Genomic DNA, 22,064 nt, shown 5'->3' on the forward strand with positions numbered 1-22,064 from the left:
GTGCTGGTGTTGGGGGTCGGGGCGGGTGCGCACGGTGCACGCGCAATTCTGACGTATCTGGACAGTCCCCATCGAACCCCCATCGTGTCGCGGACGGTGCGCCGCACGCCCGGGCAGTCGCTGTCCGCCACGATCGCCACCGGTGTCGACGCCATCCACTCGATCGCAGCGACGATGTCGCTGCCGGTGCAGTTCTCGGCCATCGCCTATCGAGTTGCCACCGATCCAGGCGCAGTCGCCACCCGAGGTACGGCCCGCACCGCGTCGCTCGTGCCGGAAACTGCTGCGCAAGTGCGGTATCTGCGTTTCATCGGGCTGGTGCCCAATCACGGCGTCACCGTGTTGTGCGATATCGGTAGCACCGGCACCACGGTCACCGTCATCGATCTCGCGTCCACTCGCACCCTCATGACGCGGCGCACTGCCACGTTCTGCGGCGACGATCTCGATCACTCGGTTCGCAGGCTGCTCTCGTCCAACGGCGTTCGCGTCGGAATCGACGCCAGCCGGTCCATCAAGGAGCAGTTGAGCGTGGACTCCGTCGTCAGCACCACCGATCCGTCCGGTACTGCGCGGCATGTGCTCACTCGGCGCGACTTCGACGATCTGATCGCAGGACCGGTGCGGTATGCGGGCATGCTGGTGGAGCAGACCATCCAATTGTCCGGTGCCAGACCGCAGTCCATCGTCGTGGTGGGCGGCGGTGCGAACATCACCTCGATTGCGCGTTCTCTCGAGCTGCGTACCGGTCTGACGACGCTGGTGCCGTCGATGCCGGAGCTGGTCTCGGCCCGCGGGGCCGCCCTCCTGTCCCCGACAGGTAGGACGGCACCGAGAGTGGAGCCCGCCGCTACCGGTGCTGGAAGTTCGGCGTCCGCTTCTCGATGAAGGCCGACATACCTTCCTTCTGATCCTCGGTGGCGAAAGTCGAGTGAAACACGCGGCGCTCGAACAGAACACCCTCGCGCAGACTGGACTCGAACGATCGGTTCACCGCTTCCTTCGCCATCTGGGCAACCGGTAGCGACATCTCGGCGATGGTGGTCGCGGTCGCGACGGCGTCGTCGAGCAGATCGGCAACCGGCACGATGCGCGAGACCAGTCCGGCTCGCTCGGCTTCCTCGACCTTCATGTTGCGACCGGTCAAGCACATCTCCATGGCCTTGGCCTTGCCCACCGCTCGCGTCAGGCGCTGCGACCCGCCGATTCCCGGGATGACGCCGAGCTTGATCTCGGGTTGTCCGAATACCGCGGTGTCCGAGGCGATCAGGACATCGCACAGCATCGCGAGTTCACACCCGCCGCCGAGCGCGTAACCGGAGACCGCTGCGATCAACGGCGTCCGAGCCGACGCAAGTCGATCCCACGCCGCGAAGAAGTCGTCGAGGTACACGTCCATGTAGGACTTGGGCTGCATCTCCTTGATGTCGGCTCCGGCCGCGAAGGCTCGCTCGGAGCCGGTGATCAGGATGGCACCGATGCCGGAGTCGGCGTCGAGTTCTTCGACCACCGAAACCACTTCGCGCATCAGCTCGGAGTTGAGCGCGTTCAGCGCCTTGGGACGATTGAGTGTGATGATGCCGACGCGTCCCCGACGCTCGAGCAGAATCGTCTCGTAGTCACTCACTGGCCTGCTCCGTTCGAGCGCTCGCGGATGTCGTTGATGATGCCGGAGAAGTCGACATCGGTGCCGCCCCCGGATGTTTCCTTGAACCGAGAGTACAACTCGGCCGCCCGTAGGCCGAGGACACCCTCGACACCGTTGTCGCGCAGTGCATTGGCAGCCAGACCCAGGTCCTTGTCCATGAGAGCCGCCGCGAAGCCGGGCTTGTACTCGTTGTTGGCAGGGCTCGTCGGGACCGGTCCTGGCACCGGGCAATTCGTCGTCAGTGCCCAACATTGACCCGACGCAGTCGACGCCACGTCGAACAGTGCCTGATTGCTCAGCCCCAGCTTCTCCCCCAGCACGAAGGCCTCACTGATGGCGATCATCGACACTCCGAGAATCATGTTGTTGCAGATCTTTGCGGCCTGGCCGTTGCCTGCTGCACCGCAGTGCACCACCTTGCGACCCATGACGTCGAGAACCTCTGCAGCAGAGGCGAAATCCTCCTCGGAACCGCCGACCATGAAGGTCAGTGTTCCTGCGGCCGCTCCCCCGACTCCGCCGGAAACCGGCGCGTCCAGACTGCGGTGTCCTGCCTCGTGCACCAGCTTGTGGGCGGTGTGCGCATCGGCGACGTCGATGGTCGAGGAATCGATGAACAACGTACCCGGCGCGGCAGCGGGCAGCAGGTCCGCGTACAACCCCAGTACCAGTCTGCCGTTGGGCAGCATCGTGATGACGATCTCGGCATCGGCGACGGCGGCCACGGCCGATTCCATCACGGTGACGCCGTCCTTCGTGGCTTGCTCGAGCGCGGCGGGAACCAGGTCGAAGCCCTGCACCGTGTAGCCGGCCGCAACCAGATTGGCGGCCATCGGTCCACCCATGTGGCCGAGGCCGATGAAGCCGATCGTCTTCTCGCTCATGACTGCTCACCTTCTGTGTGTGCGTTCGACAGGCCCAGCTCCGCGTCCCCGAGGGGCGCGAAGTACCGGTCGACGTCCTCGGGTGTGACGTCTGCCAACGTACGCGGTTGCCATTGCGGGTTGCGGTCCTTCTCGACCACCTGTGCTCGGATTCCCTCGACGAGGTCGTGGCTGCTCAGCGACGCGACCGACACGCGGTATTCCTCGTCGAGTACCGACTCCAGCGTCGGCAGCGTCGCGGCACGACGCAGCGATCTCAGTGTCACAGCCAGCGACACAGGTGATTTGGACGCGATGTCCTGCGCCGACTTCTGCGCCTCGGGCACTGGGCTGGCGGCAAGAGCGTCCACGATGCCCTGAACGTCGTCGCCGGCGTAGCACTCGTCGATCCACCCCTGCTGACCGACAATCGTGGACTCCGGTGCCGGCTCGCTGAACGTCGCGACGGCCTCTCCGACGCTGACCGTCTCGAGTGCCGAGTAGAAGTCCTCGAGCTTGTCGGAGGGGATGTAGTGATCGGCGAAGCCGACCGCGATGGCGTCGGCAGCATTCATCCGCGCCGTGGTGAGCGCGAAGTGAGTGCCGATCTCGCCCGGCGCACGCGAGAGCAGGTACGTGCCACCCACATCGGGAACGAATCCGATTCCCACCTCGGGCATCGCGATCTTCGATCGTTCGGTGACGATGCGAGTGTTGGCATGTGCCGAGAGTCCGACGCCTCCGCCCATGACGATGCCGTCCATGATGGCCACGAACGGCTTGGGGAACCGAGCGATCGCGGCGTTGAGGATGTACTCCTCGCGCCAGAAGTCCTTGCTACCGCTGCCGCCGTCCTTGGCGTCGTGGTAGATGGAGACGATGTCGCCGCCTGCACACAGTCCGCGCTCACCTGCTCCGGTCAGCAGGACGACGTCCACAGCGTCGTCGGTTGCCCACTGCGCCAACGCCGGTGCGATCTCGCGAACCATCGCATGGTCGAGCGCATTGATGGCTTTGGGGCGGTTCAAGGTGATTCGACCTATACCGCGGGAGACCTCGAGGATCACGTCGCTCATGCGGCACCCACGATCGACCGAGCGACGACCACCCGCATGATTTCGTTGGTCCCTTCCAGAATCTGGTGCACCCGAAGGTCACGAACGATCTTCTCGACGCCGTACTCGCTGAGATAGCCGTAGCCGCCGAGCAGTTGCAGCGCTCCGTTGGCGACCTCGAATCCGGTGTCGGTTCCGAAACGCTTTGCCATAGCGCACATTTCGACCTTGTCCGGCGCGTCGTTCTGCAGCGCGTCCGCGGCCCGCCACAGCAACGTGCGGGCGGCTTCGAGTTCGGTCTTGAAATCGGCGAGTCGGAACTGGAGCGCCTGCGCATCGAGCAACCGCGCCCCGAACGCCTTGCGCTCGGCGAGGTAGGCAACGGCCTTGTCGAGAGCGGACTGCGCGCCGCCGATCGAACATGCCGCGATGTTGATGCGCCCTCCGTTGAGTCCGTTCATCGCGATACGGAACCCGTCGCCCTCGTTGCCGAGCAGGTTCTCGGCCGGGATGCGGACTCCTTCGAGAACGACCTGCCGGGTGGGCTGGGCATTCCAGCCCATCTTCTTCTCGTTGGCTCCGAACGAGAGTCCCGCGGAGTCCTTCGGCACGATGAACGCCGAGATGCCGCGCGGCCCTGGTGCACCGGTGCGCGCCATCACGACGTACACCTCGGATGTGCCCGCGCCGGAGATGAATTGCTTGACGCCGTCCAGCACATATTCGTCACCGTCACGCACAGCTTTGGTGCCGAGCATCGCGGCGTCGGATCCCGCGCCCGGCTCGGTGAGGCAGTAGCTCCCCAGCTGATCCATCGCGCACAGGCCCGGGAGCCAACGCTGCCGTTGCTCGTCGTTGCCGTACGTGTCGATCATCCACGCGACCATGTTGTGAATGGAGATGTACGCCGCGATGGACGGGTCACCGGTGGCCAACTGCTCGAAGATCCGCACCGAATCGACTCTGGTCAGACCCGATCCACCCACATCCTCGCGAATGTAGATGCCGCCCATTCCCAGTCCCGCTGCCTTGCGCAGCACGTCCACCGGAAAGTGTTTCTGCTGATCCCATTCGATGGCATTCGGTGCCAGGAACTCGTCGGCGAATTCGCGAGCGGTGTCGTTGATCGCTCGCTCGTCCTCGTTCAAGGTGAACATCGCCGGATCAGTCCATGTTCGGAATGACGAAGTGATTCTGTGCAACTGCTTCTTTGGTGCCCGACGGCCAGCGCTGGGTGACCGTCTTGGTCTTGGTGTAGAAGCGAATCGAATCGGGCCCGTGCTGGTTCAGATCACCGAATCCCGAACGCTTCCAACCACCGAAGGTGTGGTAGGCGATCGGCACCGGAATCGGTACGTTGACGCCGACCATGCCCACCTGGACACGGGAGCAGAAGTCGCGAGCAGTATCGCCGTCACGGGTGAAGATCGAGACCCCGTTGCCGTATTCGTGCTCGGTGGGCAAGCGCAGAGCATCCTCGTAGTCCTTGGCGCGGACGACGATAAGGACGGGTCCGAAGATCTCCTCCTTGTAGATCCGCATGTCGGTGGTCACCTTGTCGAACAGCGTTGCGCCGGCGAAGAATCCGTTCTCATGGCCTTCGAGGCTGAAACCGCGTCCGTCGACGACGAGCTCGGCACCCTCGTCCACACCGATCTGGGTGTAGTCGTTGACCCTCTTCAGCGCATCGCTGCCCACGAGCGGCCCGAAGTCCGCGCTCTCGTCGTCGCTGCGGCCGATCTTCAGCTTCGCCACTCGCTCGGTCAGTTTGGCGACCAACGCGTCGGCAGTCTCCTCCCCGACCGGTACCGCGACGGAGATCGCCATGCAACGCTCACCTGCCGAACCGTAGGCGGCACCGAGCAGTGCGTCGGCGACCTCGTCGAGATCGGCGTCGGGCATCACCAGGGCGTGGTTCTTGGCTCCACCGAAGCACTGCGCTCGCTTGCCGTGTTGGGCTGCCGTCTCGTAGATGTACTGCGCGATGGGGGTCGAACCGACGAAGCCGATCGCCTTGACGCGGTCGTCGGTGAGGAGCACGTCGACGGCATCCTTGCCGCCGTTGACGACGTTGAACACACCCGGCGGAAGTCCTGCCTCGAGGAAGAGTTCGGCGAGCTTGAGCGGAACGGACGGGTCACGCTCGGAGGGCTTGAGAATGAACGCGTTTCCGCAGGCGATGGCCGGGCCGGCCTTCCACAGGGGAATCATCGCGGGAAAATTGAACGGGGTGATTCCGGCTACGACGCCGAGTGGCTGACGCATCGAGTAGACGTCGATTCCGCCGCCCGCACCCTCGGTGTACTCACCCTTGAGCAGGTGTGGGACACCGACGGCGAACTCGACGACCTCGACGCCGCGCTGAATGTCGCCCTTGGCGTCGGCGATGGTCTTACCGTGCTCGGAGGAGAGCAGACGAGCGAGCTCTTCGGTGTCGCGCGTGACCAGCGCGAGGAATTTCATCAACACTCGGGCGCGACGCTGCGGGTTCCAGGTTGCCCATTCACGCTGCGCCTGTTCGGCGTCGGCTATCGCGGCCTCGACCTCGGATACGTCGGCCAGGGGAACCCGGGCCTGAACCTCGCCGGTGTTGGGATCGAAGACATCCCCGAATTTTCCGGAGGTGCCTGCGACATGCTTGCCGCCGATGAAGTGCGTGAGTTCGCGAGCCATGGAATTTGTCCGTCCTCGAGCGTGGAAGTGAAGTACGCCCATCCTATAGTCGGATGTCCACGTAAGTCCAGGAGTGGTCACATCCGGTCGTAGAACTGCCTCAGATCGGCGACGGCACGACTGACCTCGGCCTCGGTGGAGCCGTCGGCGCGGAAGATTCGGCGCAGGATCAACGGATCGAGATCGTCGACCGCCGGAGCGAACGACACCTGGGGAAGTTCCGAGAACGATGCGCGATCGGCGAACCAGTCGTCGGGGTCGAACTCGTCGTCCCCGTCACCGACACCCTCGATCAGTTGATCGAGATCGACGCCACGCAGCGTCAGGATGGTGGCGGCGGACGCGTCGATGTGCTCGGCAGCGATGTACATCAGAGCCGCCGCATGTTTGCAGGGCCAGCCGTCGTCGGGGCAGGTGCAGTCGAAATCGAGCTGCCCCTTGTCGTGCGGCAGCAATACCGACGCCAGTGCCTGCGGAATGGCATTGGAGGCCAGCTCGGCCAGCATGCCGGGGTTCGATCGCACCCTGCCGACGAGCGCGGCAACCTCACCCTGCGTGAGCGGGTCGACGGTGACCGAGGCCGAGAACGGCTCGAGCTGACTGCCCTGCACCTCGCCGTATATCTGCCCGCGCTCGACACCGAGAGTGAGCACCTGCCCTTGGCGCGCATACGTTCTGCCACGCGCTATCCGACCCGGATCCGCGAGGTCTTCCATGGCCGACACGAAATGCCTGCCCCACCACGTCTGCCCGAATGCACCGCGTTTGTTCCTGGACTCGATGCCGCCCTTGGCTTTTCGCCGTTTCCCGTATTGCGAGAAGTCGACCATCACTCCCCCACCGCGTCCTCGCTGAGGCGGAACAGTTCCTGCAGCTCCGCGGTGTCCATCTCGGTCACCCAGTTCTCGCCGGTGCCCACCGCCAGATTCGCCAGATCCTGCTTGGAGACGAGCATCGAATCGATCCGTTCCTCGACGGTGCCCACGCACAGCAGTTTTCGCACCTCGACGTTCTTGCGCTGCCCGATGCGAAAGGCCCGGTCCGTCGCCTGGTTCTCCACCGCCGGGTTCCACCAACGATCAAGATGAACGACATGATTGGCGGCTGTGAGGTTCAAGCCGGTACCGCCGGCCTTGAGCGAGAGCATCATGATCGGCGGACCGTTCCCGCTCTGGAACTTCTCCACCATCTCGTCGCGCTTGGACTTGCTCACGCCGCCGTGCAGGAACGGCAGGTCGGTCCCGAATCGTTCGGCGAAGTACGGTGCCATGAGCTCACCGAACTCCCGGAACTGGGTGAACAGCAACGCTTTCTCGTTGTCGCCCAGAATCGAGTCGAGCATGTCCTCCACCAGACCGATCTTGCCCGAGCGATGCTGCCCCCTCTTGAGCACCGGTGAGCCGTCGGACAGGAAGTGGGCGGGATGGTTGCACACCTGCTTGAGACGAGTGAGCGCGGACAGCACCGCACCTTTGCGCTTCATGCCCTTCGCGTCGGCGATCTGCGCCATCATCTCGTCGACGACCGCCTTGTACAGCGCGGCCTGCTCGGCTGTCAGGTTGGCGCGCACGGTCATCTCGTTCTTCTCGGGCAGATCCGAGATGACCGTCGGATCGGTCTTGACACGACGCAGAATGAACGGCGAGGTGATGGCGCGCAGACGCGAGACCGCGCTCTCGTCGTTCTCGCGCTCGATCGGAACCGAGAATCGCTTCCGAAAGTCCGACGGCCTACCGAGCATGCCCGGATTGGCGAAGTCGAGAATGGACCTCAGCTCGTCCAGACGATTCTCGACCGGTGTTCCGGTGAGTGCCAACTTGTGATCCGCAGGGATCGCGAGCGCCGCCTTGGCCTGAACGGTGCCCGAGTTCTTGATGTGCTGCGCCTCGTCGAGGACCACCCGACGCCACGTCTGCTCGGACAGCTGCGCGCGATCCTTCGCCATCAGCGCGTAGGTGGTGACGATCAGATCGTGCTCTGCGATCGCCCGGTCCAGCTCGTCGCCCTTGGACCGAGCCGGGCCGTGGTGCACCAGAACTCGCAGTGCCGGGGTGAATTTCGCCGCCTCACGTTGCCAGTTGCCGACCACCGACATCGGTGCCACCAGCAGCGTCGGCGTCGAACTCTTCTCGTGCGCGAGCAGTGTCAACACCTGCAACGTCTTGCCGAGCCCCATGTCGTCGGCGAGTACAGCCCCGAGACCGAGCCGACTCATGAACGCGAGCCAATCGAGCCCACGCTGCTGATACGGCCGCAGGGTTGCGTTCACACCGGCCGGTACGGGGATCGTCTCGGGCACCGCACCGGGCTCGAGCAACGTCGCTGCCCATCCGGTGGCTCTGATGTCCTGGACCGGAGCCGGCGGCGGGTCGGCCAGCGTCATCTCGCGCATCAGCGTGCTCAGGGCAGTCCCGTCGCCGTGATGCTCGGCGACGTACTTGGCGGCTCGTGCGAGCTGACCGCCGTCGGCCAGTACCCACTGCCCGCGGAGTCGAACGAGATCGCCCTTCGAGACGGCGAGTCTGTTCATCTCCGCCTCGGTGAGCACCATGTCGCCGAGTTGGAGTTGCCAGTCGTACGACACCAGTTCGTCCATGCCGACCGCCCGATCGGCGGCCGCTTTCGTCACCGCAGGCGAATCGACGCGCAGCCTCATCGACGGATCCAACCTCGTCCAGGCCCGAGGAAGCAGAACCGTCGTTCCGGTGGCCTGCAGCGCCGTCGCACCGTGTTCGACGAGGTCGATGACCACCGACGTCGGAAGCAACAGATCGAGGGTGCCTTCTTGAGACGGCAGATCACGCAGTCTCGGGTACGCCGCCACGGCCTCACCGAGCTTGCGCACGGCGATCGAGAGCAGGGTTGCATCGACCTTACGGCTCATCGGGACCGGCCGCGGCGCTTCACCATCCGCTCGCAGACACACCTGCAGCGTCCAGAACGACTCCGCTGATTCCTCGGAGGAACTGTCGACGACGCCATCGTCGTCATCGGGTTCGAGCAGGCGTAGCACCAGGGACGGCTCGTCGACGGTGAGGCTTGCGCGCCAGTTGTCGAGCAACGTCGACATCTGTTGGGTGCCATCCAAGTACGGGTGGTCGCGAATCAGAGCGGACAACAGCGGATGCTCCGAGTCGGGCCTACCCAGAACCGATCTGACGATCGGATCGGTGAGCTCCTCCACCATGTCGTCGAGGATCTTCTTGGGCCGCTCTCCCGCACGCTGCACCGACGGCATCGCGACGGCGAGTTCGCTCAGCCAGGCCCGTTGACGTTCACCCCCGACCAGACGCCACCGTGGCCACCACTGCCCGTCCATCAACTTCAGAGCAGGAACCACACGACCGCCGCGAACCCAGCGTTCGATTCCGCGGGCGACGTGCGCCAGGTACCGGAGATCGCCGGAAATCGAAGCGTGCTCGGACGGCGTCCGCAACAGCAGATCGGCACCGTCGTGCGGGGCGAGCGCAATGGCCGGAACCTGCACCGGGGCCTGCGCGGTGGCACTGCGCCCGGGTGCCGGAAACGACACCGCAGCACGGTGCCGGAACGGTCGGGTGAGGACGTGCGCGTGTGTCGGCGGCAGATCGGGTTCGTCGCCGATGGAGATCTCGTCGTCCCACAGCATCAGCCCGGCACCGGGAGACCAGAGACCGTGCAGCATCGGTCCATCCAACCAGCAAGCACCGACACACCTCGGGTGAGGCACTCCCGAGCACGTCGCTCGGTGAGGCACAGTGGATGCATGATCGCGTACGGCTTCAGCGAATACGGCGGACCCGACACCGAGTACCTTCTCGACCTACCCGTCCCCGAGCCGGGACCGGGGCAGATTCTCGTGGCGGTCCACGCCGCCGGGGTCAATCCTGCGGATTGGAAGGTGCGGGCGGGCAATCGCAAAGACACCGTGCAGATCACCTTGCCCGCGGTTCTGGGTCGGGAAGTATCGGGCACCGTCGTGACGGCCGGCGCGGGTGTGGCCGATTTCTCGGTGGGTGACCATGTGTTCGGGGCCACCGCCTCGGGACACGGAGGGTACGCGCAGTACACGGTGCTCAACGCATCGAGCACTGCCCACAAGCCGGAGACCGTCTCGTGGGCAGCGGCGGCCACCCTGCCGGTGGCTGCCGGGACCGCGTACGACGCGCTGCGCCGACTGGCCGTCGGTGCGGGCGATTCCATCCTGGTGCTCGGTGCGGGTGGCGGCGTGGGTTCGGCCGTTCTGCAACTCGCGCGAGCCGACGGTATCGACGTTCTCGCAGTTGCGAGTACTGGCAAACAGGAGTGGATCGAGAGCCTCGGAGCCGAATTCGTCGCCTCCGGCGGAGACTTCGTCGATTCGATCTCGCGAAAGGTGAACGGCATCGTCGATCTCGTCGGAGGCGAGACCTTGCGCGCCGCGGCGACCGCACTGACGGCGGGGGTATCGATCGTCAGCGTCGCAGACCCGATGCTCGCGGCGCAGTGGGACGGATCCGGAGTCGATCGCGACCGCACCACCGCAGCATTCGCGCGGCTGGCGGACCTGACCGCGTCGGGCGTCATTCGTCCACGTATCGACCATGCCTTCCCCCTCGAGCGTGCGGGCGAGGCTCTCGCCCTCGTGGAGAACGGACACGTGCTCGGCAAGGTCGTCGTCGAAGTTCGCTGACACCGAGACGGGTGCGGGGATCACTGTCGGTACCTTCCGGCACACTGCTGTCGCGAGGACCGATGACCGAGTACGGAGATCGACGATGGGGCGTGCGTGAGAAAACTGTGGGTCGCGGTACTGCTTGTGCTCGCTGCGGCAGTGATGGCCGTGTTCGGCTCGTGCGAGCGGTCCGTCATCCCCGGCTTCACACCCGCCCAACCCGCTCCCGGCAGTCCCACGCGTACTCAGATCGAGCAGTTGCTCGCCCAGGTTCGCGTGGTCGCGGCCAGGCCCGATGCCCTCGGCTACGAGCGCGGGTGCAAGAGCGGCGAAGGGTGTGTGTTCGGCCCGGCGTGGACCGACGACTACGACGGGCCGGGTGGTCACGACGGCTGCGGTACCCGCGACAACGTCCTGGCGCTGTCGATGACCGAGGTCGAGTTCCGCGCAGGCACCCGCGACTGCGTCGTGCTGTCGGGTTCGCTCGCAGATCCGTACTCCGGTGAGCCGATCCAGTTCACCAAGTCGGACGCCGGAAAGATTCAGATCGATCACGTCTACCCGCTGTCCGCTGCATGGGACATGGGCGCGAACACGTGGTTGCCCGACAAGCGCGTTCGGTTCGCCAACGACGTGGCGTTCAATCTGCTCGCGGTCAACGGAGCGGACAATCAGAGCAAGAGTGACAAGACACCCTCGCAATGGCTGCCACCGAACGCGGCCTACCACTGCTTCTATGCGGGTAAGTATCTGTCGGTCGCTGCGCAGTACGAGTTACCGATCACCCAGGCCGATCAGGGTGTTCTCGCTTCGGTCGCCTCGACGTGCGCGGCGTAACGTCTGAGCGATGGCAACAGCACACCCGCGCAGCGTCCTCGACCGTGAGACGCAGCTCTGCATGTCCTTGTCCGGCCGACCGAGCAACATCGGAACTCGCTTCCACAACTATCTCTACGACGAGTTGGGCCTGAACTTCGTCTACAAGGCGTTCACCACCACCGATCTCGCCGCCGCAGTGGGGGGCGTTCGCGCCCTGGGCATCCGAGGCTGCGCCGTCTCCATGCCGTTCAAGGAAGACGTGATCGAACTGGTCGACGTGATGCACGAGTCGGCAAGCGCCATCGAATCCGTCAACACGATCGTCAACGAGAACGGCGTCCTCCACGCCTACAACACCGACTACCAGGCCGTCGCGAATCTGCTCGCCGCGAGTGGCTTCTCGACCGACTACTCGGTGGCCGTCACCGGCAGCGGCGGGATGGCCAAGGCCGTCGTTGCCGCACTTCGGGATTCGGGCTACACCCGGGGCACCGTCGTCGCCCGCAACGCGAACACCGGCCCTGCCCTCGCCGAGACCTACGGCTACGACTGGTCGGCCGAAGCGGTGGGCGCAGACCTGCTCGTGAACGTGACCCCGGTGGGTATGGCCGGAGGGCCGGATGCCGATTCGGCACCGTTCACCGAGCAGCAGATCGATGCAGCGAATGCCGTGTTCGACGTCGTCGCCATGCCGTCGGAAACGCCGCTGATCGTTGCCGCTCGGGCGGCGAACAAGCCCGTGATCACCGGCGCTCAGGTCATCGCGCTCCAGGCTGCAGAACAGTTCGTTCTCTACACCGGAGTTCGGCCGTCGGACGAACAGATCGCGCGCGCATCGGAGTTCTCGCGCAGCTGACTCACAGGTGCTGCCACCGGGGCTTGTTGGCATAGGCGTACCGGTAGTACTCCGCGAGTGCGAGCGACGACGCCGCGGCCTCGTCCAGCAGCACCGTTGCGTGCGGGTGCCATTGGATCGCCGACGCCGGGCAGTGCGCCGACAACGGTCCTTCCACGGCCGCCGCCACCGCGTCCGCTTTCGACTGCCCTGTTGCGATCAACAGCAGGTGACGCGCCTCGTCGATGGTGCCCAGCCCCTGGGTCAGTACGTGATGCGGCACGTCCTCGGGCGAATCGAAGAATCGGGCGTTGTCGACGCGAGTCTGTTCGGTCAGCGTCTTCACCCGCGTTCGAGATCTCAGCGACGATCCGGGCTCGTTGAAACCGATGTGCCCGTCTGTGCCGATTCCGAGTATCTGAACATCGATGCCGCCTGCGGCGGTGATCGCCGCGTCGTACCGCTGCGCCTCCACAGCTATGTCGTCCGCTTCGCCGTCGGGCGAGAAGACCGCGGTGTCGTCCAGATCGACGTGGTCGACGAAGTTCTCGCGAATGAACGAGAAATAGGACTGCTCTGCTGTTTTCGCCAGTCCGATGTACTCGTCGAGCAGGAAGGCGCGGCATCGCGCGAACGACAGGCCGTCGTCCCGATGCCGTCGCGCCAATTCGCGATATGTGCCCACCGGGGTGGACCCGGTTGCCAGTCCCAGTACAGGAGTGGAGCCGACTCGTGCGACTCGTTCGACGACGTCGGCGGCTGTTCGGTCCACCGCGTCGGCCCCGTCGAGGATCACGACCTCCATCTAGCTGTCCTCTCCGATTGCAGTTCCGCCTCTGATCACCCGCAGTGGTTCGAAGGCCGGGTCGACCACCAATACGTCGGCTCGCATGCCTGGTTCGAGGTGACCGACGTCGGAGTCGAGGCCGATCGACGCGGCAGGAGTCGACGACGCGGCCAGTACCGCCTCGACCAATGGCACGCCGGCGTTCAGCACGGCGCGGCGTAGCAGGTCCAGGACGGTTGCGGTCCCGCCCGCGATCGGAGCGGTCTCGCTGTCGGTGTCGCGGGACAACCGCGCTACCGAGTGTCGGACGGTCACATCCAGTGGTCCGAGTCGATAGCGACCGTCCGACATTCCGGCCGCGGCCATCGCGTCGGAGGCCAGCGCGATGTGTGCACCACCGACGAGATCGAACACCGCGCGGACGGTCTCGTCGGCGAGATGCACTCCGTCGCCTATCAATTCGAGCACCATCGCGTTGCGCGCCGCAGCGGCCAGACACTCGCTCACCGGGCCCGGCGCCCGATGATGCCAGGTAGGCATTCCGTTGAACAGGTGTGTGGCCGTGATCGGACCGTCCCCCAGCGACTCGATTCCGCGTCGGGTGGTGAGCGCATCGGCGTCCGTGTGGCCGATGCTGGGCAGTATCCCGTTCTCTCGCAACATCTCTGCGACGGCGGTGAAGCCGTCGATCTCGGGTGCAAGGGTCATCGACCGCACCGCGCCCCGGCCCGCGCTCAAAATGTCGCGGAGAAGTCCGGGATCGCCGCTGCGCAGCGACGCGGGGTCTTGCGCGCCGCAGCGGTCGACCGACAGGAACGGCCCCTCGAGATGGACTCCGGCGACATCACCGGTCTCGTACAGATCGGCCAAAAGCGATGTCTGCATGATCAGCCGTTCCGGCGGTGCCGACACCAGTGATGCGAGCATCGTCGTGGTCCCGCGTGAGCGATGATGCCGTACCGCCGTCATGAGATCGACGGCAGGTGAATCCGGGAAAGATGCCCCCGCCCCGCCGTGGCAGTGCAGATCGACCAAACCAGGGAGGATCGTCGAATCCGTCTGCGGTACAGCCTGACCGGGCCATGCCGATGCCGGTCCGACCCACGAGATCCGGTCTCCCGTCCACGCGACCACGCCGTCCTCGATCACCTGGTCGCGCGTGACGACCCGCCCGCGGTGAGTGGTCGTGGTGGATGCGGTCATGCCCGATCGGGTTCGAGCACTGCGTCGTCCTCACGTCCAGGGGTGCGCAGGTTCCATTTCTTGATGACGAAGCTGAACAAGAAGTAGTAGATCACCGCGTACACCAGGCCGATCGGGATGAGCAGCCACGCTTTGGTTGCGATTCCGTAGTTGAGCAGATAGTCGATGCCGCCGGCGGAGAAGAAGAAACCGTCGTGGATCCCGAGGGCATTGCACAGGGCCATCGACGTTCCGGTCAACACCGCGTGGATGATGTAGAGCGGCCAGGCGACGAACATGAACGAGTATTCGAGCGGCTCGGTGATACCGGTGACGAACGCAGTCAGGCCCGTGGACAACATGATTCCGCCGACGAGCTTCTTCTGTGACGGCTTCGCGTTGCGATAGATCGCGAATGCCGCAGCGGGAAGAGCGAACATCATGATCGGGAAGAATCCGGTCATGAACACTCCCGCGGACGGGTCACCGGCGAAGAACCGATTCAGATCGCCGCGGACCAGTTGACCACCTGCATCCTGGTAGTCACCCACCAGAAACCAGACGACGGAGTTCAGAATGTGGTGCAGCCCAGTGGGAATGAGCATGCGATTGGCGAAGCCGTAGATGCCGCTGCCCACCACACTGTGGTCGGCGACGGTGTTGCCCACCCACTGGAGTGCACTGTAGAAGAGCGGATAGACGAACGACATGATCACGGCGACAACGAGACCGGTGATTGCCGTCATGATCGGTACCAGACGACGGCCACTGAAGAAGCCGAGATAGTCCGGCAGCTTCTGGCGATAGAAACGCTGCCAGAGAATCGCCGAGAGCAATCCGATGACGATGCCTGCCAGGACGCCGTAGTCGATCACGGCGGGGTCACCGTTGGCGTCGACCTCTCCGTCGAGCACGACCGGCGACATGGCCGTGAAGACTCCGTTCATCACCATGTAGCCGACCACAGCTGCGAGCGCGGTCGAACCGTCGGACTTCTTGGCCCAGCCGATGGCGATACCGACTGCGAAGATGAGGGGAAGCCAGGTGAAAACTGCCTGACCTGCAGCGGAGATGACCGCGGCGGTGGTCTCCAGTGCGCTGAATCGACCCAGCAGGTCGTCCTGCCCGAGTCTCAGGAGAATTCCGGCGGCGGGCAGAACAGCGATCGGGAGCATGAGGCTGCGACCGAAGCGCTGCAGCCCGGCCAATGATCGAGATTCCTTCTTCGGCTCGGTGTCGACCGAGTCAGTCTTCTTCGGGGTCATGGCGACCTTCTCTTCGAGGGCTGGTCCTTCGGGGGCTTTTCGCTGTTGTGACCGGGTGCCATCAGGGGTACTGTCCGGTCATTACCAGTTGTAGTTTGGCCAGGTGGCAAGCACATGTCAACCCGGACATGTGATCCACCCGACAGATGTACGCCCACAGAAAGCGAGAACCCACATGTCCAAAGCGGACGCGATCGTCGAAGGCCTCGGCGGTGCCGACAACATCGTCGAGATCGAAGCGTGCATCACCCGGCTGCGCACCGAGGTCAAGGATGGGTCGTTGGTGAACGAGGCAGCACTCAAAGCAGCAGGTGCCCACGGCGTCTTCCACAAGGGAACCGCAGTTCAGGTCATCGTCGGCCCCGAAGCGGACACGCTCGCAGAAGACATCGGCGACATCCTGTGAGCGACGCCGGTGCGATCCTCAGCCCTGTTGCCGGCCAGGTGATTTCGCTTGCAGACGTGCCGGACCCGGTGTTCTCGGCGCAGATGGTCGGCTCCGGTGTCGCACTGCGCCCGGCCCCGAACGACGGGTCGGTCGAGGTTCGTTCACCGGTCGCGGGCACGATCCTCAAACTCCATCCACACGCATTCGTCGTCTTCACCGAGAACAAGGCAGGCGTATTGGTGCACATCGGTATCGACACCGTGAAGATGAAGGGCGAAGGCTTCGAACTCTTCGCAGCAGAGGGTGATCGAGTCGAGGCCGGCGATCTCGTCGTCACCTACGATCCGGCGGCGATCGCGGCGGCAGGCTACTCGGATGTCGTTCCCGTGGTTCTGATGGACTCGAAGCCGGATTCGGTGACGAGTGCCAGCATCGACAACACCGTGGCGGTGGGCGACCTGTTGTTCGAGCTGCCCTGATCTCACCGACGCTGCGAGGTGCGTCGCCCGCCTTCGACTTCCATCGACAGTTGATACCGATCGCAGCGGTACCAACTCTCGGTGTGTTCGAGCGGCTCGTCGCCGCTGAAGGAGACGCGGTCGAAGTACAGCACGGGGGCACCGCGCTTGGTGCCGAGCAGGGTGGCGGTATCACTGTCGGCCGCAGTGGCTTTGACGGTCTGCTCGGCCCGGTCGATGGTCAACCCGTAGTGAATCTGAACGGCCTCGTACACGGACTTGCTCAGGTCGTGCTCGATCAGACCGGGCAGCAAGGAAGCCCGGTACCACGCGTCGTCGACGCTGACCGGTTCGGCATCGGCCAACCGAAGACGCTTGACGTGGTAGGTCTGTTCCTCGTCGGCCAGTCCGAGAGCGCGAGTCGTTGCCGCCGAGGGGCTTTCGAGCCGCGCGAACAGCACAACCGTCGTCGGCGTCAATCCTTGCGCCCGCATCTCCTCCGAGAACGACGCCAGGTGCAAACGAGACTGCACGGTGCGACTGGCCACGAACGTGCCCTTGCCACGGACCCGCACCAGGTGTCCGTCGTTGACGAGTTGACCGATGGCCTCGCGAACGGTGATGCGGCTGACGCCGTAGTCCTCCATCAGCTTTCGCTCGCTGGGCATGAGATCGCCGGGTTGCAACTCCTTCGTGCAACGGTGCAACAGAATTGCGCGAAGCTGTTCGTGCTTGGGGACCTGACTGTCCCTCAGATGTACGGGCATCACCACTGCGCAGGCCTTTCCGTCACTCGCCGAACCAGCGGTACGGACTGGTCCGGTCCAACCAAGAGACTACGTCACATCGGCGGTGCCCCGACAGCATTCGACCACCGACCCCTGGTGGCGACTCGGCTCGACGGGAAACGACGCGACAGGCGACGGCCCACAGTGCATCATCGTCAGTCGTGACCACCGCCGACGCTGCCGACAGACCGACGCCACTCTCCACCCCCGTCAGCGCTGGAATCGTGGCCTCACTGGTCGGCTTCACCAGCTCGTTCGCCGTTGTACTGACGGGCCTGCGGGCGGTAGGTGCCAGCCCGACCGAGGCGGCATCCGGTTTGCTGGCACTGTGCGTCACCCAGGCCGTGGGAATGATGTGGCTCGCGCGCAGATACAGACAGCCCATCACTCTGGCGTGGTCGACACCGGGCGCGGCGCTGCTCGCCGGAACCGGCATGGTGGTCGGAGGGTGGCCCGCGGCGGTGGGTGCGTTCGTCACCGTCGGAGTCCTGATCGTCCTGACGGGCCTGTGGCCGAGACTCGGCGCACTCGTGTCGACAATTCCGGTGCCACTCGCGCAGGCGATGCTGGCCGGAGTTCTCCTTCCTCTCTGCGCAGCACCGGTGGTCGCCTTCGCCGACTCCCCCGCCCAGGTGGCTCCGGTGGTCCTGGTCTGGCTCGTGGTCCTGCGGTTCAGTGCACGTTGGGCAGTTCCGGCAGCATTCGCCGCGGCGGCGGTGGTGATCGCGGCCGGTCTGGTCGGCGGCGGCATTCCGATCGCGCCGAACGATCTGGTCCCCCGAATCGACTGGACGGTTCCGCACTGGAGCTGGCAGGCCACAATAGGTATCGCGGTGCCGCTGTACATCGTCACGATGGCGTCCCAGAACATCCCCGGCGTCACGGTCATGGCGTCGTTCGGGTTCCGCATTCCCTGGCGTGCGTCGATGACCGTCACCGGAACCGGAACCGTCCTGGGCGCATTCGCCGGCGGTCACACGATCAACCTCGCCGCGATCAGCGCTGCGCTGTCGGCGAATCCCAGTGCCCATCCTGACCCGAAGCGGCGATGGATCGCCGCCTTCTCGGCCGGATCGTCCTACCTGGTGCTGGCGCTTCTCTCCACCGCCCTGGCCACCCTGGTCGCTGCCGCTCCCGCAGGTGTGGTGGAAACAGTTGCCGGGCTTGCCCTGTTGGGGACCCTCGCGGCGTCGTTGTTCGGCGCGCTGGAACATGCAGCGGACAGAGAAGCAACGGTTCTGACATTCCTCGTCGCTGCGTCCGGCCTGACATTCGCAGGAATCGGCTCCGCGTTCTGGGCCTTGGTCGTCGGTCTGATGGTCCGAGCGATCCTGCGTCGGCAGTCCCCGGCGACGCCAGCTACCGACGCCACTGGTTAGGGTCACGTTCATGACCGATCGAGTGAGCCCCGCGTCGGACTTGTCACACGCATCGGATTTTCCGGCACTGTGGCCGGTGACGACGAGATGGGACGACAACGACCACTACGGCCACGTCAACAACGTCACCTACTACGCCTATTTCGACACCGCCGTCAACGGTTGGCTGATGGAGACGACCGGTCTCGATATCAGGACACTGCCTGCGATCGGTGTCGTTGCCGAAACCTCGTGCCGATACCTGTCCGAATTGAGCTTTCCGGATCGCCTTCAGGTGGGCCTGGCAGTCGAGAAGCTGGGCACCCGCAGCATCGTGTACTCGCTCGGGTTGTTCCGCGAAGCCGACGACGATGCGTTGGAGCTGGCGGCCAGGGGTCGATTCGTACACGTGTACGTCGATGGGGTCACCCGTAGGCCGGTGGCGATTCCGCCCGAAATCGAGACTGCAGCTCGCACTTTGGTGATCGGGACGGCGTCGGCCTGACCGACTACAGCCCGATCTCGTCGGCCGTACGCAGAGCCCTGCTGACGATGTCGTCGATGAGCGTCGTGGTCGGCCCGCCTGCCACCGCCCGGTTTCGCGAGTCTGCTTCCATCCGGCGCATGACACCTTCGGCGATGATCGAGAGCTTCCACAGCGCCAGTACCTGCCAGAATCCGACATCGGAGACGTCGCGGCCGGTGTGCCCCGCATACGACTCGACGAGTTCGGCCCGAGTAGGAAAGCCCGGCAGAGTCGACGCCATGAAGGGACCGGCGACCCCGTCGTCGGCTTGCGGCCAATAGGCCAGAAGTCCTCCGAGGTCCGCCAAGGGGTCTCCGAGTGTGCACAGCTCCCAGTCGACAACCGCGGCGACACGGCCGTCGTCGCGGGCCGTGATGACGTTGCTGAGGTGGAAGTCTCCGTGCACCAGAGTCACCTCGTGCTGCGATGGAATGCCGGCTGCCAATCGCGTTGCCAGCGAATCGATACCGGGTACGTCGCGAGTGCGCGAGGATTGCCATTGCTTGGTCCACCGGGCGAGCTGGCGAGCGGCGTACGGCTTGTGACTGGCCAGATCGGCCAGACCCGAGGAGTCCAGATCCACGCGATGGATGTCGGACAGCGCGACCGTGAGGCCGAGCCCAACTCGGCGCCTGTGATCGGGGTCGAGTCCTTCGGCTACCGCCACCGAGTCGACGACGATCCCGTCGACGAAACTCATCAGCACGAGTGGGACCTCGGACACCGACGAATCCTCGGTCATCGCAATCATTTTCGGAACCGGAACCGCCGTGTTCTGCAGGCCCGACAGAATTCGATGCTCACGCACCACATCGTGTGCGGACGCCAACAGTTTCCCCAGTGGTGGACGCCGAAGCACCCAGCTACTGCCGCCGGCATCACGAACTGCGTAGGTGAGATTGGACTGACCATTACCGATCCGATGGAAGGTGAGAGGCGAGGTTGCGCCGATTCCCAATCCTGCGATCCAGGTCGATACCGCGTCTTCGTCCAGTCCCACCGCACCCATACAGAACCCTCACTTCGCCGCGCGACACCGTTGTCGACTGCCGTCATCGGAATTCGACCGATAGTAGCGAAGCTGAACCCGCTCGGGTGCCGAGGCACCGAGCGGGGCCAATCAACTTGCGCGCTCGAACGCGGAGATCAGCGCTGGAGTCGCGATCGCCGGAGCCGGAGCGGCTACCTCGTTGCGCTTGACGGCAATTTCGTCCACTTCACCGACCAACAGGGCAACCATCGTCTCCGGCTCGGAGGCCCAGACGGAGGAGATGTTCCGCACTTCGGCAGGTGCGAACAGTCCGCTGGTTGCCAGAGCGTCGATCCATTCGGCGACGGCGTCGGCCGTGGGATCGGGCACGGTCGATCGGTCGAGCGAGTCCGCTTGGAACTCGTTGCAAAAGAACGCGCGGACCATAGCGAGCTGTCCCTGAGACATTGCGGTCATGTTCTTCTCCCTCGAGTTGTCGGCGTCCGTAGGTGTCGAATACCCGATTCCAACGGGTTGTGACGGGTACCACGGTCCGTTTCCAGATCGTTATCGATTTGGCTGTAACGGTCGATTGCGGGTTTCCGATGCGGCTGAAACTACGCCCTTTTGGTCGGTCTCGCCCAGGGTGAACTGGACTCTGTGACTATCGTCACACACTTGGACCCATCCAATCAACGTCTTGCAACGAAGTCATAGTTTGGTTTACGAAATGCTGTGACAGGAAACAAGTTATCCACAAAACGCCAGTTCGGAGGGCATTCGCACCATTCGGACCGACGTCCGACTGCAGCAACTCGAACTCAGCATGCCTCCGCTACACGAGCTGCAAGAAGGCACGCAGTTCTGTATCGGGCCAGTTTTCGATCTCTTTCCCCGACTTGTGGCCGATTTGCCGACATGCAGAATTTGACGAAGTGAGCATCCTGCCGCTCACTTTTCGAAACCCCTCAGGCCGCTGCGTGATCGAAACGTTATTACGAAAACAATCAGCTCGTTCCCAACTTCCTCACATCCGATGTTCAGCTGAGTCGGGCACCGTGGCCGCATGCCAACACCGAGCCTCGGTTCCGGACCGATCCAAGCGTCCCGTCACGCCGAAACCGACGCCGAGACGCCAGCGGTGTCGTCCAGTGCCCCCACCCGTCCGCGGCGGCGCGCCGTGGTCGCTCGCTCGGCCGTGTCCGCTGCCTCTGCCGTCCTGTTGCTGATGATCCTGATGTTGGCACCGCAGGTCGCACCCTCGACGTCCGTCGAATCGACCCCTGCCACGGCACTGGCCACTCACGTACTCGATGCGATCGATGTGACCGCGGTGTTGATCGCCGTCGCCGCGCTCGCCGTCGTGGCGCTGATACGAAAGCTGCCGTTCGGGATCGGGGTGGTGATCGCCTGCACCATCGGTGCCGTCGTCAGCAGTGCGCTCGCTCGCGAGGTCCTGGGAGCGTCGATGCCGTCGGCAGATCTTCCGAACGGTCAACTCGTCGCGGTGGCCTCTCTACTCGGAGCAGCGTCCATGGTGGCGTCCGCAGCATGGCGGCCCGTGGTCCTCGGCCTGGGCACCGTCGCAACGCTCGCGGTCGCGGCGGCTGCTCTTTTCGTCGGTTCCGCGTCCGTGACCGGGATCGTGAGCGCAGCGTCGATCGTGTTCGTGTGGTGGCCGGCGTGCTCGATCGTCATGCTCTACTCGCCCGTCGCAGCTGCCCGCGAAGCTCGCAACCCGCTCGACACGGCCGCTCTGGCCGTTCAACGCAAAATGGGGCGCTCCCGTTGACGAACAACCGGAAGCGCCCCATCT

General features: G+C 64.6%; 22 protein-coding genes. 9 read left to right on the forward strand and 13 right to left on the reverse strand.

The window, feature by feature from the left end:
- The coding region (locus CH249_RS26170) for a hypothetical protein (protein WP_256988490.1) at window positions 1-888 on the forward strand (888 nt) is incomplete at its 5' end.
- On the opposite strand, the gene CH249_RS26175 is transcribed toward CH249_RS26170, so the two are convergent.
- The 7 genes from CH249_RS26175 to CH249_RS26205 form a co-directional block, all read right to left on the reverse strand.
- A complete protein-coding gene (locus CH249_RS26175) occupies window positions 851-1,627 on the reverse strand; it encodes an enoyl-CoA hydratase (protein ID WP_094682022.1) in 777 nt (258 codons plus the stop codon). The genes CH249_RS26170 and CH249_RS26175 overlap by 38 nt on opposite strands.
- Window positions 1,624-2,532 (reverse strand): 3-hydroxyisobutyrate dehydrogenase, encoded by a 909-nt coding sequence (mmsB, locus tag CH249_RS26180; RefSeq protein ID WP_094682023.1) that lies wholly within the window; start codon window positions 2,530-2,532, stop codon window positions 1,624-1,626. The genes CH249_RS26175 and mmsB overlap by 4 nt, the downstream gene beginning before the upstream one ends.
- Window positions 2,529-3,587, reverse strand: coding sequence for an enoyl-CoA hydratase/isomerase family protein (locus CH249_RS26185; RefSeq protein WP_094682024.1), 1,059 nt, complete (start codon window positions 3,585-3,587; stop codon window positions 2,529-2,531). Before CH249_RS26185 ends, mmsB begins: the two co-directional genes overlap by 4 nt.
- On the reverse strand, window positions 3,584-4,723 hold the full coding sequence (locus tag CH249_RS26190) for an isobutyryl-CoA dehydrogenase (RefSeq protein WP_032393500.1): 1,140 nt from the start codon (window positions 4,721-4,723) through the stop codon (window positions 3,584-3,586). The genes CH249_RS26185 and CH249_RS26190 overlap by 4 nt, the downstream gene beginning before the upstream one ends.
- A 7-nt stretch (window positions 4,724-4,730) precedes the next feature.
- Complete coding sequence (locus CH249_RS26195; RefSeq protein WP_032393499.1) at window positions 4,731-6,239, reverse strand: CoA-acylating methylmalonate-semialdehyde dehydrogenase; 1,509 nt, start codon at window positions 6,237-6,239, stop codon at window positions 4,731-4,733.
- Window positions 6,240-6,316: 77 nt separating this feature from the next.
- On the reverse strand, window positions 6,317-7,069 hold the full coding sequence (locus CH249_RS26200) for an SWIM zinc finger family protein (RefSeq protein ID WP_094632260.1): 753 nt from the start codon (window positions 7,067-7,069) through the stop codon (window positions 6,317-6,319).
- A complete protein-coding gene (locus tag CH249_RS26205) occupies window positions 7,069-9,903 on the reverse strand; it encodes a DEAD/DEAH box helicase (RefSeq protein ID WP_094682025.1) in 2,835 nt (944 codons plus the stop codon). The genes CH249_RS26200 and CH249_RS26205 overlap by 1 nt, the downstream gene beginning before the upstream one ends.
- 81 nt (window positions 9,904-9,984) lie before the next feature.
- Here CH249_RS26205 and CH249_RS26210 point away from each other — a divergent pair, with 81 nt between their 5' ends.
- The 3 genes from CH249_RS26210 (at window position 9,985) to CH249_RS26220 (ending at window position 12,547) form a co-directional block, all read left to right on the forward strand.
- Entirely contained in the window at window positions 9,985-10,890 is a 906-nt protein-coding gene (locus CH249_RS26210; protein WP_094682026.1) for an NADP-dependent oxidoreductase, read from the forward strand.
- Between the two features lie 96 nt (window positions 10,891-10,986).
- Window positions 10,987-11,709 (forward strand): HNH endonuclease family protein, encoded by a 723-nt coding sequence (locus CH249_RS26215; protein ID WP_254924453.1) that lies wholly within the window; start codon window positions 10,987-10,989, stop codon window positions 11,707-11,709.
- A gap of 10 nt (window positions 11,710-11,719) precedes the next feature.
- The gene (locus CH249_RS26220) at window positions 11,720-12,547 is read left to right on the forward strand and encodes a shikimate 5-dehydrogenase (protein WP_032393494.1); all 828 of its coding nucleotides are present in this window, start codon (window positions 11,720-11,722) and stop codon (window positions 12,545-12,547) included.
- Between the two features lies 1 nt (window position 12,548).
- Here the strand turns inward: CH249_RS26220 and nagB are convergent, their stop codons facing one another.
- The 3 genes from nagB to CH249_RS26235 are packed head-to-tail and all read right to left on the reverse strand — an operon-like array spanning window position 12,549 to window position 15,760.
- Window positions 12,549-13,331: a glucosamine-6-phosphate deaminase gene (gene nagB, locus CH249_RS26225; RefSeq protein WP_094682027.1), complete on the reverse strand. Its 783-nt coding sequence runs from the start codon at window positions 13,329-13,331 to the stop codon at window positions 12,549-12,551.
- A complete protein-coding gene (locus tag CH249_RS26230; RefSeq protein ID WP_179273050.1) occupies window positions 13,332-14,516 on the reverse strand; it encodes an N-acetylglucosamine-6-phosphate deacetylase in 1,185 nt (394 codons plus the stop codon). It lies immediately after the preceding gene.
- The gene (locus CH249_RS26235; protein WP_045194431.1) at window positions 14,513-15,760 is read right to left on the reverse strand and encodes a PTS transporter subunit EIIC; all 1,248 of its coding nucleotides are present in this window, start codon (window positions 15,758-15,760) and stop codon (window positions 14,513-14,515) included. Before CH249_RS26235 ends, CH249_RS26230 begins: the two co-directional genes overlap by 4 nt.
- A gap of 175 nt (window positions 15,761-15,935) precedes the next feature.
- Here CH249_RS26235 and CH249_RS26240 point away from each other — a divergent pair, with 175 nt between their 5' ends.
- Window positions 15,936-16,166 (forward strand): glucose PTS transporter subunit EIIB, encoded by a 231-nt coding sequence (locus CH249_RS26240; protein ID WP_032393491.1) that lies wholly within the window; start codon window positions 15,936-15,938, stop codon window positions 16,164-16,166.
- Window positions 16,163-16,627, forward strand: coding sequence for a PTS glucose transporter subunit IIA (locus tag CH249_RS26245; RefSeq protein WP_094632266.1), 465 nt, complete (start codon window positions 16,163-16,165; stop codon window positions 16,625-16,627). The genes CH249_RS26240 and CH249_RS26245 overlap by 4 nt, the downstream gene beginning before the upstream one ends.
- A 2-nt stretch (window positions 16,628-16,629) precedes the next feature.
- Here the strand turns inward: CH249_RS26245 and CH249_RS26250 are convergent, their stop codons facing one another.
- Window positions 16,630-17,376: a GntR family transcriptional regulator gene (locus CH249_RS26250; RefSeq protein WP_032393533.1), complete on the reverse strand. Its 747-nt coding sequence runs from the start codon at window positions 17,374-17,376 to the stop codon at window positions 16,630-16,632.
- A gap of 179 nt (window positions 17,377-17,555) precedes the next feature.
- On the opposite strand from CH249_RS26250, the gene CH249_RS26255 reads away from it, so the two are divergent.
- The gene (locus CH249_RS26255; protein ID WP_094682028.1) at window positions 17,556-18,773 is read left to right on the forward strand and encodes a benzoate/H(+) symporter BenE family transporter; all 1,218 of its coding nucleotides are present in this window, start codon (window positions 17,556-17,558) and stop codon (window positions 18,771-18,773) included.
- Window positions 18,774-18,783: 10 nt separating this feature from the next.
- Entirely contained in the window at window positions 18,784-19,257 is a 474-nt protein-coding gene (locus tag CH249_RS26260) for a thioesterase family protein (protein ID WP_045194423.1), read from the forward strand.
- Window positions 19,258-19,261: 4 nt separating this feature from the next.
- On the opposite strand, the gene CH249_RS26265 is transcribed toward CH249_RS26260, so the two are convergent.
- Window positions 19,262-20,287, reverse strand: coding sequence for a phosphotransferase family protein (locus tag CH249_RS26265; RefSeq protein ID WP_094647080.1), 1,026 nt, complete (start codon window positions 20,285-20,287; stop codon window positions 19,262-19,264).
- Between the two features lie 111 nt (window positions 20,288-20,398).
- Window positions 20,399-20,725, reverse strand: coding sequence for a hypothetical protein (locus CH249_RS26270; RefSeq protein ID WP_052049157.1), 327 nt, complete (start codon window positions 20,723-20,725; stop codon window positions 20,399-20,401).
- Window positions 20,726-21,314: 589 nt separating this feature from the next.
- On the opposite strand from CH249_RS26270, the gene CH249_RS26275 reads away from it, so the two are divergent.
- Window positions 21,315-22,040 (forward strand): hypothetical protein, encoded by a 726-nt coding sequence (locus tag CH249_RS26275; RefSeq protein ID WP_094682029.1) that lies wholly within the window; start codon window positions 21,315-21,317, stop codon window positions 22,038-22,040.
- Window positions 22,041-22,064 lie beyond the last annotated feature (24 nt).

The sequence above is a fragment of the Rhodococcus sp. 05-2255-3B1 genome, assembly GCF_002258545.1.
Classification (GTDB): Bacteria; Actinomycetota; Actinomycetes; order Mycobacteriales; family Mycobacteriaceae; genus Rhodococcoides.

What these genes read in the sequence shown, in the direction of transcription:
- mmsB (WP_094682023.1), bottom strand. Translation starts at nt 2,532, where the DNA reads ATGAGCGAGAAGACGATCGGCTTCATCGGCCTCGGCCACATGGGTGGA.
- CH249_RS26185 (WP_094682024.1), bottom strand. Translation starts at nt 3,587, where the DNA reads ATGAGCGACGTGATCCTCGAGGTCTCCCGCGGTATAGGTCGAATCACC.
- CH249_RS26190 (WP_032393500.1), bottom strand. Translation starts at nt 4,723, where the DNA reads ATGTTCACCTTGAACGAGGACGAGCGAGCGATCAACGACACCGCTCGC.
- CH249_RS26195 (WP_032393499.1), bottom strand. Translation starts at nt 6,239, where the DNA reads ATGGCTCGCGAACTCACGCACTTCATCGGCGGCAAGCATGTCGCAGGC.
- CH249_RS26200 (WP_094632260.1), bottom strand. Translation starts at nt 7,069, where the DNA reads ATGGTCGACTTCTCGCAATACGGGAAACGGCGAAAAGCCAAGGGCGGC.
- CH249_RS26205 (WP_094682025.1), bottom strand. Translation starts at nt 9,903, where the DNA reads ATGCTGCACGGTCTCTGGTCTCCCGGTGCCGGGCTGATGCTGTGGGAC.
- CH249_RS26210 (WP_094682026.1), top strand. Translation starts at nt 9,985, where the DNA reads ATGATCGCGTACGGCTTCAGCGAATACGGCGGACCCGACACCGAGTAC.
- CH249_RS26220 (WP_032393494.1), top strand. Translation starts at nt 11,720, where the DNA reads ATGGCAACAGCACACCCGCGCAGCGTCCTCGACCGTGAGACGCAGCTC.
- nagB (WP_094682027.1), bottom strand. Translation starts at nt 13,331, where the DNA reads ATGGAGGTCGTGATCCTCGACGGGGCCGACGCGGTGGACCGAACAGCC.
- CH249_RS26230 (WP_179273050.1), bottom strand. Translation starts at nt 14,516, where the DNA reads ATGACCGCATCCACCACGACCACTCACCGCGGGCGGGTCGTCACGCGC.
- CH249_RS26235 (WP_045194431.1), bottom strand. Translation starts at nt 15,760, where the DNA reads ATGACCCCGAAGAAGACTGACTCGGTCGACACCGAGCCGAAGAAGGAA.
- CH249_RS26240 (WP_032393491.1), top strand. Translation starts at nt 15,936, where the DNA reads ATGTCCAAAGCGGACGCGATCGTCGAAGGCCTCGGCGGTGCCGACAAC.
- CH249_RS26260 (WP_045194423.1), top strand. Translation starts at nt 18,784, where the DNA reads ATGACCGATCGAGTGAGCCCCGCGTCGGACTTGTCACACGCATCGGAT.
- CH249_RS26265 (WP_094647080.1), bottom strand. Translation starts at nt 20,287, where the DNA reads ATGGGTGCGGTGGGACTGGACGAAGACGCGGTATCGACCTGGATCGCA.
- CH249_RS26270 (WP_052049157.1), bottom strand. Translation starts at nt 20,725, where the DNA reads ATGACCGCAATGTCTCAGGGACAGCTCGCTATGGTCCGCGCGTTCTTT.
- CH249_RS26275 (WP_094682029.1), top strand. Translation starts at nt 21,315, where the DNA reads ATGCCAACACCGAGCCTCGGTTCCGGACCGATCCAAGCGTCCCGTCAC.